Genomic DNA, 15,566 nt, shown 5'->3' on the forward strand with positions numbered 1-15,566 from the left:
CGTCAGACGATCAGGCGTCCTTGGCCTTCTCGGTCTCGCGGGCAGGTTCGACCGTGGTCGAAGCGTCGATCTGCGCAGCAGGCTTCTGCTCTTCGTCGCGCATGCCCTTCTGGAAGGACTTGATGCCGGAGGCGACTTCGCCCATCAGCCCGGCGATCTTGCCGCGTCCGAACAGCAGGATCACCACGATGGCGACGACGATGATGCCCCAAATCCCTGGCGCGTGCATGGATGGTCTCCGAAAGAATGCTCTACGCTTACACTAGCGCAGAGAAATAGGTTCAATCCTTGGCGAACACAAGGACGTGTTCCGGGTTGAGGGTCAGGAATACGTCCGAACCCACGACAAGGTTACGATCGGCGCGGCGGCGGATCTGGATGGGGCGGTCGAGACCGGTGACGCTGACCTCGCAGAGGTCGATGCCGATGGCGTCGCGCTTGGCCAAGACACGCCCCGGAATCCCGGGGCCTTCCGTCGCCACGTCGAGGGAGCCGATGGGCCGGATGGCCACCGTCACGGCGGTGCCATCGGCATGCTTTGGGGCCGGGACCGGACCGAGCGGCGTCTCCACCCTGCCAGACTGCACCCGTGCCTCGATCTCGCTCAGCGGCGAAAAGAAGCGGGCAGCGTTCAGGTCGACCGGACGATTGTAGATTGCGGAGGCGGTATCGATCTGCGCCAGCTTGCCGTGGCGGAGCAGTGCGATGCGATCGCCGAGCAACATCGCTTCCTCGGGATCGTGCGTAACGATGATAGTGGTGGCGTGAGTCTCGCGCAGCACGGCGAGGGTCTCGCTGCGTACCGTCTCGCGCAGGCGCGCATCGAGGCTCGAGAACGGCTCGTCCAGCATCAGGATGCCCGGCCGCGGGGCAATCGAGCGAGCGAGCGCCAGGCGCTGCTGCTGGCCGCCAGACAGGCGATGGGGATAGTCCGCCTCGCGGTCATCGAGGCCAACGCGCTTCAGAGCCTGCCGGGCCTGGTTCAGAGCTGCAACGCGGCCGAGCTTGCGTAACCCGAAGGTGACGTTCTGCAGCAGCGTCAGGTGCGGGAACAGCGCAAAGTCCTGGAACATCAGGCCGATGCCGCGCCGATCGGGCTTGGCATGGACGCCGGGGCCGGAGACGATCTGGTCGTTGATCTTCACCGTGCCGCCGTCGATCCGCTGGATGCCGGCGGCGACGCGGAGGATGGTGGACTTGCCTGAGCCGCTCTCGCCGAGCAGGCAGACGATCTCGCCCGGCACCAGAGCCAGCGAGAAGTTCTGCAGCACCGGCCGGCCGCCGAGGGTGACATCCACGGCGTCGAAACGAAGTGCCGCGGCGAAGGCGACGCCGGCAGTGCCGCGCGGGCCCCAGTCTTCTAGTTCCGGGCTGTCAGTCATTGAACGCCGTCGCTCTCGCCCTGGTCGTCGGGCTCCAACGGGTCCTCATCGTCGCGCAGCGGGCCATCGAAGGGCAACGGGACCTGGAAGGCGGGAGGCAGGCGGCTCGAGAGCAGGCCGGAGCCTTTGAGTTCCTCAAGGCCGGGCAGATCGGCGAGGCTTTCGAGGCCGAAGTGATCGAGGAAGGCCTCGGTGGTGCCGTAGGTGACCGGTCGGCCCGGTGTGCGACGACGGCCGCGCATGCGGACCCAGCCGGTTTGCATCAGCACGTCAAAGGTGCCGCCACCGCTGGCGACACCGCGGACCTCCTCCACCTCGGCACGGGTCGCCGGCTGGTGGTAGGCGATGATGGCGAGGGTTTCCAGCGCCGCGCGGGAAAGCTGGCGGCTTTCGGTCTCTTCGCGGCGGAGCAGGAACGACAAGTCGTCGGCGGTGCGGAAAGCCCATTTGTCGCCGCGGCGGACCAGTTGCACGCCATGGCCGATATAGCGCTGCGCCAGCCTCTCAAGCAGGACCGGCACGTCGGCACCGTCACCGAGATATGGCGCTATGTCGGCCGGAGACAGCGGTTCGGCGGAGGCGAACAGGATCGCTTCGAGCACCCTGAGGTTGCGCTCGGCGATCTCGCCATGTTCGTCGAACTGGTCGTCCGGCGCTTCGTCGGTCATTCAGGCTTCTTTCCATCGACCTTGCGGCGCATGAACAGCGGGCCGAAGGTCAGGGTCTGGCGCAGTTCTATTTGCCCCTGCCGGGCAAGTTCAAGGCTTGAGGCAAAGCTCGAGGCAGTGGCGGTCTTCCGCTGCTCAGGGTTGCTCAGGTATTGGTCCAGATAGGCGTCGAGCGGCACCCAGTCCATGCTTTCGCCGATCAGCCGCGTCAATATCTCGCGCGCTTCCTGCAGCGACCAGACGCTGCGCTCGAACAGGTGGTAGTCCTGCGGCACGTTGCGCTCGCGACCCGTGGCGTATGCCTTCAGCAGGTCGTAGAGCGAGGCTTCCCAGAGGTTGCGGCGCTCCACGAGCACCGGCTCAGGCTGGCCGCGCGCATGCACTTGCCGGCCGAGGCGCGGGCGGTTGATCAACTGCATAGCGGACTTCCGCATCGCCTCCAGCCGCTTCAGGCGGAACTGCAGCAGCGCCGCCATCATCTCGCCGGAAGGTTCGTCGTCGCTGGGCGCCTGCGGCACCATCAGGCGGCTCTTGAGGTAGGCGAGCCAGGCCGCCATCACGAGGTAGTCGGCGGCGATTTCGATGCGCTTCTCGCGCACCGTCTCGATGAAGCTCAGATACTGCTCGGCGAGCGCCAGGATCGAGATATGGGAAAGGTCGACCTTCTGCCGGCGGGCGAGGTCGAGCAGCAGGTCGAGCGGGCCTTCGTAGCCAGCGACGTCGACATACATCACCTCGTCGCGCGGCGCGTCCGGCGTCGCGAACCAGTCCGTGGATGTGTCGCTCATGAAGTCGCCTGCCCGCTCAGCTCGTGCGAGCTTGGTCCCGAACCGAGACGGGCGTCAAGGAATTGCGGGTGCCGATCAACCGCCGATCGGCACGCAATCCACGCCATTTGCCTTGAGGCTGGCGCAGGTCTGGGTGGCTTCCTGGAACGAATCCACCGGCAGCACGACGCGATACCACGTGCCCTTGGCACCAAGGTTGACCTGACGCACGGCCAGGCTGCGCCCTGCCAAGAGACCCGCGAGGCGGTTCTGGGTGGTGCGGAGCGACGATTGCGCGTCGCCCTCGGTGGGCTGCGAGCTGAGCTGCACGTAAGGGCCGCTGCCGCTTGCCGCGGGTGCAGAGGCCTGCGCCGCGGGGGCCTCGACGCCCAGATCCACTGCCTGGGTCGGTTCGACCACCGCTACGGTTTGATTGGAGCCGCCGCCGAGAACCGAACGATCCGCCGGGCGGGCGACCGGAACCGGAGCAACGATGCTCGGATCGATCGTGGGCGCCGGCCCTGTCTCGGCGAGGGCCGAAAGCTGGGTAGCGTCGGCCGCCGGTTCGGGACCAGTGGTGATGGCTGCACCGATCGGATCGGCGGCAGCATCGGGAACAGCGGCGAGAAGCTCGGACGGCTGCACGTCGGCACCGGGCAGATCGGGCACGGCTGGCCGGTCGACCGGCAGTTCCTCGTTGCCGGCGACGGCTTCGTCACCCGAGACGATAGTGCCGTCCGGGCGGACCGTCACGGTGCGAACCTTGCGGTTGGCGAGTTCGCTTTCACTCGCGGCATCGTCGCCTTCACCCACGGTGCGGGCCACGTCCGCAACGCTGGTCTCCGCGCTGTCGTCACGCGAGACGAGCTGCTCGTCGGCCGGGTTTTCGGTGCCATCAAGCTCGTTGAATACCACCGAGCCCTGCTGGGTCGGGGAGCTTGCGGCGGGAGGTGGTGTTTCCTTGACCGGCGTCGCGTCGGCCTGGAGCACTGGCGCATCGGCATCGGTGCCGCGGCCCATGCCGAGCACCCAGTAGAGGCCGAAGCCCGCGGCAAGCAGAAGCGTGCCGGCGACGGCCATGCCGACATACTGGCGCATGCCGCTGGAACGGCGCTCGGGCTTGGACTTGGGGCGCTTGTAGGGGCTCTGCTCGGCCGCCATGCCATCGATACGACCGACTTCCGCACCGCTGGCTGCCGCCGCGGCAAGAATGGCGGCTTCGGCCGACGGAACCTGCGGCTCGGTATCCTTGAGCGCAGCCCGGCGCGGCGCAAAACCGGTGGTGAGCGGCGGGACGACCGGAGCGGCCTGGGGTGCCGGAGCGGGCGCCGGCATAGCCGGCCGATCGCTGGTCAGCTCGACGCGGACCGCTTCGCCGATCAGGCTCTCGATCTCATCCATCGGGTCGCGCTCAGCAGGCGGCTGGGGCGGCCGAGAGGCTTGCACCTTGCTGGTCGGCCCGAAGACCGGCGCGACGCCGAAGCGATCTTCCGCGCGGGGTGCCGGCGGGGCCGGCTGTGGTGCAACAGGGGCACGGAACTGGACGCTGCCGGCAGGTGCACTGCCGGCCGGACGCGGCGCAGGAACGGCACCCGGTAGCGGGAAGCTGCGCGGCGCAGGCTGCGCCAAGGCGGGACGATGCTCGACCTCCGCCTCTGCAGACCCTTCGACCTCGGCGGAATCAAGTTCCATCGCGATCAGGTCGGCGATCGGATCGACTGACGAGGCCGCGGGAGCAGCAGGCGGCGCCGCAGGCTTGGGCTGCGGGCGGGCATCGGGCGGAGCGATGGGCGCCGGAGGCGCGGAACCGAAGCCGAAATCGAAATCGAAGCTGTCGTCCGGCGAAGACGCCTTGGCGGCGGCGACCATGGGAGGCGCCGGAACCGGAGCGACGGCAGGCTGGGGCGCCGGGCGCGGAGCGGAGAAGGTGGGCTCCGTGCGGGGCGCCGGGGCCTTCACTTCAGGCTCGACAGCGACGGGCTTCAGGTCGGCTTCGAGTTCGGCCATGGGGTCGGCGAGCGGCGCTTCGACCAAAGGGCGAGCTTCCGCGGCGGGACGCATGACCGGCGGCATTTCGACGGCAGCCGGACGCACTGGCACCGGGGTCTCGATGGCGGCGGGACGAACCGAAACCGGCGGCTTTGGGATCTCGCGATCCTGCCAGTTGGACATCGGCTCGGGCTTGAAGGTGGTCGACGCAGCAGGCAGCGTGCCGAAATCGAACGATGCGGCGGGCTTGGTCTCACCCTGGGGTGCAGGCGCCGTCACCGCCGGAGCGGGCGCGGCAGCGACCGGCTGATCCATGCCGGGTATGCGCAGCACACCGGGCGCAATCGGAGCCGGACGATCGGACGGAGGCGGTACGGGTGCACTTGTGGCCTGAGCCGAGGGGGCGGCGGGTGCGTCCATTCCCGGGATGCGCACCAGCGGAGCCGGCCCCTGCCCTTCAGGCCTGGGCGTCTCGTTGAGGGTGACGAGCTTGGGCGCTGGCTTGGCCTCCGGCTCGGCGCCCTGGGCGTTGTTCGCCATGAGTTTGGCGAGCTCGGCGATCAGGTCGTCGGATTTATCCTGGCCATCAGGCATCTGCTGCGGTCTCGCTGTCATTGAAAGCAGCGCCCCCTAAACTAGTGGTCTCGGTGCTCGCCCTGACCCCCGCCGAGCAAGCCGGCCACTCTAGCAACCAATGCGCCGGAATTATGAAAGCTCCTCCGGGGCACTAACACCAAGCAGGGTCAAGCCGTTAACGAGCACCTGACGCACAGCACCGACAAGGGCGAGTCGGGCTGAAGTCAGCATTGAATCATCGGCGTTAACAAAACGTAAGGCAACATCTTGATTGCCCTTCGCCCAGAAGCCGTGGAACGCCGCCGCAAGTTCATAGAGGTAGAACGCTACACGGTGCGGCTCATGTGCACTTGCGGCCGAAGCAACGATGCGCGGCCACTGCGCCAGGGCCTTGATCAGCTCAAGATCAGCCTCGGAAGAAAGCAGCGAAATATCGGCTTTCGACAGCGCCTGGGCAGAAGCGTCGAGGGCCGGCATCTCATCGGCGACCTTGCGGAACACCGAGTACGTCCGGGCGTGAGCGTACTGGACGTAGAACACCGGGTTGTCGCGGGTCTGTTCCTTGACGACGGCGAAATCGAAATCCATCGCCGCATCGTTCCGCCGGTAGAGCAGCATGAAGCGGGTGGCGTCGGAGCCGACTTCCTCGACCACGTCGGAGAGCAGGACGAGGTCGCCGGAGCGCTTCGACATCTTGAACGGCTCGCCGTTCTTCATCAGCCGGACCAGCTGGCAGATGCGCACGTCGATATCGGCTTCGCCATGCGAGACGGCCTTTACGGCCGCCTTCAACCGCGAGACGTAGCCCGAGTGATCGGCGCCCAGCACGTTGACCATGTGGTTGAAGCCGCGCAGGTACTTGTTCCGGTGGTAGGCGATATCAGCGGCGAAGTAGGTGTAGGCGCCGTTCGACTTGACCAGCGGGCGATCGACGTCGTCGCCATAGTTGGTGGCGCGGAACAGCGTCTGCTCGCGATCTTCCCAGTCCTCGGGGGTCTTGCCCTTGGGGGGCTCGAGCCGGCCCTGGTAGATCATGTCCTCGGCCCGCAGCCAGTCGAGGGTGGTGTCGATGTCGCCACCCTGCCCGTGTAGCTGGCGCTCCGAGAAGAACACGTCGTGGTGGATGTTGAGCTGGGCGAGGTCGGCCCGGATGAGGTCCATCATCGCGGCAAGGACGCGATCCTTGGCGATCGCCAGCGCCTCAGGCTCCGGCTTCTGCAGCAGCGCATCGCCGAACTCGGCCTTCAGCGCCTGCCCCACCGGGATGAGGTAGTCGCCGGGGTAGAAGCCGGACGGGATCTCGATGGTCTCGCCGAGCGCCTCGCGGTAACGGAGCATGGTGGACTTGGCCAGCGTGTCGATCTGACTGCCGGCGTCGTTGATGTAGTACTCGCGCGTAACGGCGTAGCCCGAATAGGCCATCAGCGAGGCCAGTGCGTCGCCGAACACGGCGCCGCGGGTATGGCCGACATGCATCGGGCCGGTCGGGTTGGCCGAGACGTATTCGACGTTGACCCGCTCGCCGCCGCCGACATTAGAGCGGCCGAAGTCGCCGCCCTGCGTCGCGATCGACTTCAGCACGTCGTGCCAGACCGGGGTCGCGAGCCGGAAGTTGATGAAGCCGGGGCCGGCGACCTCCACCGAAGTCACATCCTTGTCGGCCTTGAAGTGCTCGGCGAGCGCCGTCGCCACGTCGCGCGGGTTCCTGCCGAGCGGCTTTGCCACCACCATTGCGGCGTTGGTCGAGAGGTCGCCATGCGCGGCATCTCGCGGGGGCTCGACCACGATGCGCGACAAGGCTTCCTCGGTGATCGAGGGATAGAGCCCCGTTAGGGCGTCAGCGACACGGGTGGCAAACAACGCGAAGACGTTCATGGCAGTACCTTTGGAAGGGACTGAGCCCCTACCCTATGTGGCTTTGACCGTCAAACCGGCGGGCATGCTGCTCGAGCGCGTAAGGGTCAGTCATGCCGGCGATGAAGTCGGCAACGATGCGAGCACGAGCGGCGCGATCCGGCGCGTGACGGGCTGCCTCGCCCCAGCGGCCGGGCATGTCGCCGGTAACGAGGTAGTGGTCGAACAGCATAGAGACCACGGTCTGGCTGTGGCGGACCGGGCCCATCACCTCGTCGCTGCGGTAGACGCGTTCGAACAGGAAGCGCTTCAGCGCCTGCTCGGCCGCCGCTACCGGCGGCGAGAAACGGATCAGCGTCCGCCCGGCGTTGCGGACGTCGTCGGCCGACTGCGGCGCTACCTCGGCAATGGCGCGGCCGCTCTCGGCGATGACGTCCTCGATCTGCACGGTGATGAGCCGGCGCTGTACCTCGTGCGCCTGCCGGCTGCGCTCGATATCCGGCCAGCGCTCCAGCACTTCGCGGACCAGCGGGCCGACCAGTGGCACGTCCACAAGGTCCGGCAGCCGGATCAGGCCGGCGCGCAGCGCATCGTCGATATCGTGCGAGTTGTATGCGATGTCGTCGGCGATGGCGGCGGCCTGGGCCTCGAGGCTCGCATGGCTCCAGGTCATCAGGTCGGCACTGGCCGGGATGTCATTGAGCCCCTGCGGCAGCGGTTTGCCGGCGTGCAGGGCGCGGCCATGGCGGTCGGTGAGCGGGCCGTTGTGTTTGAGGATGCCCTCTAGCGTCTCCCAGCTGAGGTTCAGCCCGTCATGCTCGGCGTAGCGGTTCTCGAGCCGGGTGACGACCCGGATCGCCTGCATGTTGTGATCGAACCCGCCCCATTCGGCCATCTTGTCGTCGAGCACGCGCTCGCCGGCGTGGCCGAACGGGGTGTGGCCGAGATCGTGCGCCAGTGCCACAGCCTCGGCGAGATCCTCGTCCAGCGCCAGGGCCCGGGCGATGGAGCGGGCCATCTGGCTGACCTCCAGCGTGTGGGTCAGGCGGGTGCGGTAATGCAGGCCCTCGTGGTGCAGGAACACCTGCGTCTTGTGCTGCAGGCGGCGGAAGGCGGCGGAGTGGACGATACGGTCGCGATCGCGCTGGAATTCCGAGCGCGTCGGGCTGGCGCTCGGCGCGAAAAGCCGGCCGCGGCTCTGCGAGGGATCGGAGGCATAGGCGGCGCGTTCACCCATAATGCGGCCAAGACCCTTTTCATCGTCGCCTAACGATATTAGATTTAGCCTCCAGCGCTGCCCTCGATGGGTGGCCGAAAGGTACCTGATGTCCGAAGCTGCTCTAGCACCGAACAATGTCATTTTGACAGACCGCGCCGCCAAGAAGATCGGCCGCATCCTCGCCAAGCAAGGCGAGGGCACGGTGCTGCGCATCGCAGTGGCGGGTGGTGGCTGTTCCGGCTTCCAGTACGAGTACAAGCTGGTGAAGGAAACGCCGGCGAACGACGACCTGGTGCTGGCCAAAGACAGCGCCACGGTGCTCATCGATTCCTTGAGCCTCGAGTTCATGGGCGGCGCCGAGATCGACTATGTCGACGATCTGATCGGCCAGAGCTTCCAGATCAAGAACCCGAATGCCGTCGCCGGCTGCGGCTGCGGCACGAGCTTCGCGGTCGCCTGATCCCACTCGCCTGAACCATTGTCGGCCTTGCCTCGATAGCTTCGGCTCGCTAGCGTCCGCGCGGATTTGGGAGGCGGACTGTGGATTTGGCTGGGCGAGTCGAGGCGGCGGTCGGTCGCGCGATCGATGAGAAACGCATCGTCGGCGCTGTTGTCCTCGTCGGCAAGCATGGCGAGCTCCTGTACGAAGGTGCCCATGGCCTGGCCGATCGAGAGGCAGGGCGGCCTATGGTCCCCGACGCGATCTTCAGGCTTTCCTCGCTCACCAAGCCGATCGTCGCCGCAACGATCCTCGCATTGGTCGATACGGGGAAGCTCGGGCTCGACTCCGCGATCACCGACTATCTTCCAGAGTTTCGCCCGCGCCTGCCCGATGGCACCGCGCCGACCATCACCATCCGGCAGTTGCTCACGCACACGTCCGGCCTCTCCACCGCTTCGATCCTCACGCCAGAGGAACAGGCTGCGGGCGTGAATCGCTGGCGCCTCGGCGACGACGCGATCATCGCTCGGATCGGCGCACTGCCGCTGCTTTTCGCACCCGGGACTGGCTGGACTTACGGGCCCTCCATCGACGTCCTCGGCCACGTGGCCGGGCGGCTTGTCGGCGGACGGCTCGAAGACGCCATCGGCCGGTACGTCACCGGGCCGCTGGGCATGAACGACACCGGCTTCAGCGTCCCCGACCTCTCCCGGCTGGCAACCCCATATGCCGACGGGGCTGATGGCCCCGACCGGATGGTGTCGGTACACACCATCCCTACTCCTTGGGGCAGCGCCGTAACCTACGATCCGGATCGGATCTTCGATAGTGCGGCCTTTCAGTCGGGCGGTGGCGGAGCGGCCGGCAGCGGCCCTGATTTCATGCGGTTGCTGGAAGCACTGCGTGCCGGCGGTGGGTCGATCCTGCGGCCCGAAACGGTGGCGCTCGGCCTTGCCAATCAGACCCCACAATTGAGTCAGGCCGGATCGCCGGGTTGGCAGTTCTCCCTGTTCGGCGCCTGGCTCGACGATCCGGTCGCGGCGGGCTCGCCGGCGCCGCGCGGCACAGTGCGCTGGGGCGGCATCTACGGGCATAACTGGTTCATCGACCCCAGTGCGGGGCTGTCGGTCGTTTCCATGAGCAATACCGGGCTCGAGGGATCGGACGGCAAGTTCCGCGACGACATATTGCAGGCCGTGTACGCTTAGGCAGCGATCCCTGAGCGTCGAACGGACATTGGAATTGGGCGAAGGCCCGCGTGAGACCGGAGTAGGCAAATGGACTTGGCTGGGCGGATCGACGCTGTTGTCGACGGCGCAATCGCGAATGAGACGATCGTCGGATCGGTGACGCTGGTGAAGCGGCACGGAGAGCTGGTCTATGCACGGGCGGCGGGCTGGTTCGACCGCGAGGCCAAGGTGCCGATGCGGCGCGACGCGATCTTCCGGCTGGCCTCGGTGACCAAGCCGATCGTCGCGGCGACGGCACTGGCAATGATCGAGCGCCGGCTGATTGGGCTCGACAACGCAGTCAGCGATCACCTGCCCTACTTCCGGCCGAAGCTGAAGGACGGCAGCGAGGCGCGCATCCTGATCCGGCACCTGCTGAGCCATTCCTCGGGGTTGGGCTATGGCTTCAGCAACCCGGCAATTACCACGGGGCTGCAGCAGACCGAACTCGACCACGAGGCCAACCTGACGCTGATTGCGCAGGAGCCGCTGCTGTTCGAGCCGGGCACCGGCTGGGAGTATGGCGTCAATATCGACGTGCTGGGCGCCATCGTCGCCAAGATCCACGGCGGCACACTGGGTGAGGCAGTGGAGCACTACATCGTCGGGCCACTCGGGATGAAGGACACCGGGTTCTCCGTCGGCGACCAGAGCCGGCTGGCAGTGCCCTATGCGGATGGCCCGCCGGGACTGCGACGGATGGGCGACCCGGATGTGCTGATCAATCCGCTGGGCGAACGGACGGACTTTTCGCCCTCGCGCATTTTCAACAGGAAGGCATTTCAATCCGGCGGCGCCGGCATGGTCGGCTCGGCCGATGACCTGATGACCTTCTTCGAGACCATCCGCGCCGGCGGCGGCGATGTGCTGCGGACCGAAACCGTCGAGATGGCGGCGCAGAACCAGATCGGCGACCTGCCGCGCCGGCCGCAGGATGCGGGCCAGCGCTTCGGCTTCCTGTCGGCGATCGTCGACGATCCGGTCGCGGCAAACAGCCCGGTGGCGCGAGGTACGCTGCGCTGGGGCGGGGTCTACGGCCACGAGTGGACGGTCGATCCGGCCAGCGGCATCACCATCCTGTCGATGACCAATACGCCCTATGAGGGCTGCAGCGGCCAGTACCGGTTCGACATCCGCGACGCGGTTTACGGCAGGACGGGCGGCCAGTAGGCTGCTCCGCTCAACTGGAGTCGGCCGCATGCGCATCGCCACCTGGAACATCAACGGCGTCAAAGCCCGGCAGGGACTGCTGCTCAAGTGGCTGGAGGATGTCTCGCCCGACATCGTGTGCCTGCAGGAGATCAAGTCGGTCGATGATGCGTTCCCGCGCATGGAGATCGAAGCCCTGGGTTACAACGTCGAGACGCATGGCCAGAAGAGCTGGAACGGCGTCGCGATCCTGTCCAAGCATAAGTTCGACGAGGTGACGCGGGGATTACCCGGCGACGATAGCGACGAGCAATCCCGCCTGATTGAGGGAGTGTTCTCGGTCGAGGGCGGCGTTGTGCGGGTGTGCGGCATCTACCTGCCGAACGGAAATCCGGTGGGCACCGACAAGTTCACCTACAAGCTGAGCTGGATGGACCGGCTGCACACGTTCGTCGAGGGTAGGCTGGCTTTGGAAGAGCCGTTCATATTGCTAGGCGATTACAACATCATCCCGGCGGCAGTGGATGCGAAGAATCCGAAGCAGTGGGTGGGGGACGCGCTATTCCGGCCGGAGAGTGCCGAGAAGTGGCGGGCGCTGCTGAACCTGGGGCTCACCGATGCGGTGCGGGCGGTGACCGATGAGCCGTCCTACACGTTCTGGGACTTCAAGACCTTCGGGTGGGATCGCGATGACGGGATACGGATCGACCACCTGCTGCTGTCACCACAGGCGGCGGATCGGCTCAACGACGTGATCGTGCACCGGGAAGTGCGCGGCATGGACAAGCCGAGTGACCACGTGCCGGTCGAGGGCGATTTCGCGTTCTAGCGGATATTGCCGGCCGTGTTCTTGGCTTTCAGCACATTGCTGGCGTCGGCCACCTGAACCGTTTCGTCGCGATCGAGGAACTGCGCGATCGAGGCCGTTGCGATGCGGGCCTGGTCCGAGACGTCGTTGACGAACCCGCGGACATCCTTGGGGAGCGTGATGACGACGATGAGAGCGAGAATGATCGGCAGGCGCATGATGGAAATCCAACGGGAGAATGGCCCGATGGTTGCACCAGTGCGGCTGAATTGATCCTGAACGCGGCGGTCAGAGTCCGCCGAAGCGGGTGCCGAGCGAGTCGGCGAGCTCGACGGCTTGCTTGCGCTGCTCGGGGGTAGCTACGGACATCGCGTTGGTGAGCAGGTCGTGGATCCAGCCGTCGTCGGCGGTCCCGGCGGCACGGCGCGAGGCGACGGTGAGCCACATCAGACCTTCGATCGGATCGGCTTCGATCCCCTGCCCGTTGAACAGCATGCTGCCAAGCTTGGCCTGGGCCCCGGCATGGCCCTTGCGGGCCGCGAGGTTGAGCCAGCGGGCGCTCTGCAGCGGGCTGTCGCCGAGTTCGGCGTCATCGAGATAGAGTTCGCCCACCTTGTACTGCGCATCGGCGTCGCCGAAGTAGGACGCGGCGTGCATGATCAGCTTGTTAGAATAGGCTTCGTTCTTGGGAATACCGGCTTCCGGCAGGCCGGTGCGATAGTACTCGCCGATCTTGAGGAACGACTGCGCGACGATATCGGCCTCGACGCCCTTGGGGGCGGTATCGGCGTGCTCGTCGGCGATCTGGCTGAAATAGCCGAAGGCCTTGACCGGGTCCTTGGCGACGCCCTCGCCGCTCTCGTACATCAGGCCGAGCTGGAACAAGGCCATCGGCTGGCCCGCGAGCGCCGCATCCTCCAGCGCAGCGACCAGGTCGGCGCTGGAGATGCCACCGCCGGCGCCATCGAGCTGGTTGGCCATGGCGAGCGCCGCATCGGCAGCCGTCTCCGGCGCAGCCGGCATGGACGGCAGCACGCCGCTCACCTGAGCGGCGGCCGGGGTGACTACGCCCGCAATCGCGAGCGCAGCCCAAAACGCAACGGAGACAAGGGCTCCTGCCCTAAATGTCCGCATACTGCTCCTTCTCGCCCTTGGCGCCGGGGTTGGTCAGCGCGCCGTAACGCGCCGGTCCCACCAGCTGGGCATACTTCCAGATTGCGCCCGAGCCATACTCGGTCTCGCGCGGGGCCCAGCTCTTCGAGCGCCGGGCAAACTCTTCGTCGGACACGTTGACCGAAATCTCGCCGGCCGTGGCGTCGAGCGTGATGATGTCGCCGTCCTGAATGTGGGCGATCGGGCCGCCGATGGCAGCTTCGGGGCCGACATGGCCGATGCAGAAGCCGCGGGTGGCACCCGAGAAGCGACCGTCGGTGATGAGCGCAACCTTGTCGCCCATGCCCTGGCCGTAGAGTGCCGCCGTGGTCGACAGCATCTCGCGCATGCCGGGGCCGCCCTTGGGGCCTTCGTAACGGATGACGAGCACGTCGCCTTCCTTGTAGGTCCGCTTCTCAACCGCCTCGAAGCACGCCTCTTCGTTGTCGAATACGCGCGCCGGGCCGACGAAACGCAAGTTCTTGAGGCCAGCAACCTTAACGATGGCGCCGTCTGGTGCCAGATTGCCACGCAGCGCCACGACACCGCCGGTGGGCGAGATCGGGTTCGAGGTTGAGCGGATGACGTCCTGCTCGGTGTTGAACTTCACCTTCTCGAGGTTCTCGGCGACGGTCTTGCCAGTGACGGTCATGCAGTCGCCGTGGAGGAAACCGCCCTCGAGCAGCGCCTTCATGACCAGCGGAATGCCACCGGCCTCGAACAGGTCCTTGGCGACGTACTTCCCACCCGGCTTCAAGTCGCCGATGTACGGGGTCTTCTTGAAGATCTCGCCGACGTCGAACAGGTCGAAGTCGATGCCCGCCTCATGCGCCATCGCCGGCAGGTGCAGCGCAGCATTGGTCGAGCCACCAGTGGCGGCGACGGTCATGGCGGCGTTCTCGAACGCCCTGCGGGTGACGATGTCGCGCGGGCGGAGCTGCACCTTGAGCAGTTCCATTACCTGCTCGCCGGCCTTGGCGCAGAGCGCGTCACGGATTTCGTAAGGCGCCGGGGCGCCACAGCTATAGGGCAGCGCGAGGCCGATAGCTTCGGCCACCATGGCCATGGTGTTGGCCGTGTATTGGCCGCCGCAGGAACCGGCCGACGGACAGGCGACGCGCTCGAGCTCGTCGAGGGTTTCGTCGTCCATCTTGCCGACCGAGTGGAGGCCGACGGCCTCGAACAGGTCCTGCACGACGACATCGCGGCCACGGAAGCGGCCCGGGAGGATGGAGCCGCCATAGATGAAGATCGACGGCACGTTGAGGCGGATCATCGCCATCATCATGCCGGGCAGCGACTTGTCGCAGCCGGCCATCGCAACCAGCGCGTCATAGGAATGGCCGCGCATGGTGAGCTCGACCGAGTCGGCGATGACGTCGCGGGAGGCCAGCGAGGACTTCATGCCGGCATGGCCCATGGCGATGCCGTCGGTGACGGTGATTGTGGTGAATTCGCGGGGCGTGCCATGATTGGCGGCAACGCCCTTCTTGACGGCCTGCGCCTGGCGGCCGAGCGAAATATTGCAGGGAGCGGCCTCGTTCCACGCCGTCGCCACGCCGATGAGCGGCTGGTGGATCTGCTCGCTGGTCAAGCCCATGGCGTAGAGATAGGACCGGTGCGGAGCGCGCTCCGGGCCTTCGGTCACATGCCTGCTGGGAAGACGCGATTTGTCGACGTAGTTCGATGTCATTTCTTCGTCCTGCTTGTCCGGCCGGTGTTGTCCGGCGCCCCTCAGAAGGCGCCGTTTATGGGGTTCGGCCTGACAAGGCACAAGGGCGGGAAGCGCACGAATGGTTCGGTGTGAAAGCTAATGGCTTCCACATTCGTGCAGCCCGTCCGAGTTTTGTCCTCTGCTTCTTTTAGGGTCACATTGTGGCGGGGTTCCTCAGCAAAACGTTGATCCCGATGCGCGGTGAACGGGATTCAAAGTTGCTGTTGCAAAAACGTCACGTGCGATTCATCCGGCGTTCAGGAAGCAGGCGTGATGAGGCCTCCGACCGGCCCGCGCCGTCGGTTTTGGAGCAGACGAAGCGGGACCGGCGAGGCGTTTGCCCCGTAGCGGTAGTCCGCGAATGAATGAGGCTCACGCCTCGCCGGCCGGCCGGGGTTTTGGGCCTATGCCACCAGTGCCGGGGCGCATCCCCTGCCGCATCGCGGGAACGATGGCAGCTTGGTCGGCGGCCGGAGTGCCAGCACCGCGTTTCCTTGCTCCCGCCCGGCTCATGCGTGCCAGGCTTCGTCCCTTGGGCCACTCCGCATCGAGCGACCCTCGCGTGATAGCGGCTTGACCGGCGAACCGGTCCTTGCCGTGATGGTTTCCGCCTGAGG

14 protein-coding genes are annotated in these 15,566 nt (G+C 66.4%); 4 read left to right on the forward strand and 10 right to left on the reverse strand.

Translation table 11 applies throughout. The features are described 5' to 3' along the window. Positions 1-10: 10 nt before the first annotated feature. The 7 genes from tatA to AC1DYL_RS04995 all read right to left on the reverse strand — a co-directional run bounded on the left by tatA (position 11) and on the right by AC1DYL_RS04995 (position 8,512). A complete protein-coding gene (gene tatA / locus AC1DYL_RS04965) occupies positions 11-229 on the reverse strand; it encodes a twin-arginine translocase TatA/TatE family subunit (protein WP_055048811.1) in 219 nt (72 codons plus the stop codon). 52 nt (positions 230-281) lie between these two features. Then, positions 282-1,382: an ABC transporter ATP-binding protein gene (locus AC1DYL_RS04970; protein ID WP_477152035.1), complete on the reverse strand. Its 1,101-nt coding sequence runs from the start codon at positions 1,380-1,382 to the stop codon at positions 282-284. Next, on the reverse strand, positions 1,379-2,050 hold the full coding sequence (scpB, locus tag AC1DYL_RS04975) for an SMC-Scp complex subunit ScpB (protein WP_477172263.1): 672 nt from the start codon (positions 2,048-2,050) through the stop codon (positions 1,379-1,381). Before scpB ends, AC1DYL_RS04970 begins: the two co-directional genes overlap by 4 nt. Then, a complete protein-coding gene (locus AC1DYL_RS04980; RefSeq protein ID WP_477172264.1) occupies positions 2,047-2,838 on the reverse strand; it encodes a segregation and condensation protein A in 792 nt (263 codons plus the stop codon). Before AC1DYL_RS04980 ends, scpB begins: the two co-directional genes overlap by 4 nt. Before the next feature lie 75 nt (positions 2,839-2,913). Then, positions 2,914-5,421 carry an SPOR domain-containing protein gene (locus AC1DYL_RS04985; RefSeq protein ID WP_477172265.1) on the reverse strand — a complete coding sequence of 836 codons (2,508 nt, stop codon included), beginning with the start codon at positions 5,419-5,421 and terminating at the stop codon, positions 2,914-2,916. Positions 5,422-5,511: 90 nt separating this feature from the next. Beyond that, positions 5,512-7,257 (reverse strand): arginine--tRNA ligase, encoded by a 1,746-nt coding sequence (argS, locus tag AC1DYL_RS04990; RefSeq protein ID WP_477172266.1) that lies wholly within the window; start codon positions 7,255-7,257, stop codon positions 5,512-5,514. Positions 7,258-7,285: 28 nt separating this feature from the next. After that, positions 7,286-8,512, reverse strand: coding sequence for a deoxyguanosinetriphosphate triphosphohydrolase (locus tag AC1DYL_RS04995; RefSeq protein WP_477172423.1), 1,227 nt, complete (start codon positions 8,510-8,512; stop codon positions 7,286-7,288). Between the two features lie 49 nt (positions 8,513-8,561). On the opposite strand from AC1DYL_RS04995, the gene AC1DYL_RS05000 reads away from it, so the two are divergent. From AC1DYL_RS05000 to xth, 4 genes are all read left to right on the forward strand, one after another. After that, entirely contained in the window at positions 8,562-8,915 is a 354-nt protein-coding gene (locus tag AC1DYL_RS05000) for a HesB/IscA family protein (protein WP_477152040.1), read from the forward strand. A gap of 80 nt (positions 8,916-8,995) precedes the next feature. Then, positions 8,996-10,105: a serine hydrolase domain-containing protein gene (locus AC1DYL_RS05005; protein ID WP_477172267.1), complete on the forward strand. Its 1,110-nt coding sequence runs from the start codon at positions 8,996-8,998 to the stop codon at positions 10,103-10,105. Positions 10,106-10,174: 69 nt separating this feature from the next. Continuing rightward, a complete protein-coding gene (locus AC1DYL_RS05010) occupies positions 10,175-11,296 on the forward strand; it encodes a serine hydrolase domain-containing protein (protein ID WP_477172268.1) in 1,122 nt (373 codons plus the stop codon). A 28-nt stretch (positions 11,297-11,324) separates the two neighbouring features. Continuing rightward, entirely contained in the window at positions 11,325-12,104 is a 780-nt protein-coding gene (gene xth / locus AC1DYL_RS05015; protein WP_477152043.1) for an exodeoxyribonuclease III, read from the forward strand. Here xth and AC1DYL_RS05020 read toward each other — a convergent pair. From AC1DYL_RS05020 to ilvD, 3 genes are all read right to left on the reverse strand, one after another. Further along, positions 12,101-12,301: a hypothetical protein gene (locus tag AC1DYL_RS05020; RefSeq protein ID WP_477172269.1), complete on the reverse strand. Its 201-nt coding sequence runs from the start codon at positions 12,299-12,301 to the stop codon at positions 12,101-12,103. The genes xth and AC1DYL_RS05020 overlap by 4 nt on opposite strands. A 70-nt stretch (positions 12,302-12,371) precedes the next feature. After that, positions 12,372-13,118: a tetratricopeptide repeat protein gene (locus AC1DYL_RS05025; protein WP_477152045.1), complete on the reverse strand. Its 747-nt coding sequence runs from the start codon at positions 13,116-13,118 to the stop codon at positions 12,372-12,374. An 85-nt stretch (positions 13,119-13,203) separates the two neighbouring features. Beyond that, entirely contained in the window at positions 13,204-14,928 is a 1,725-nt protein-coding gene (gene ilvD / locus AC1DYL_RS05030; RefSeq protein ID WP_477172270.1) for a dihydroxy-acid dehydratase, read from the reverse strand. Between the last annotated feature and the right edge of the window lie 638 nt (positions 14,929-15,566).

It is taken from the genome of Devosia sp. P1_H9 (assembly GCF_056405135.1).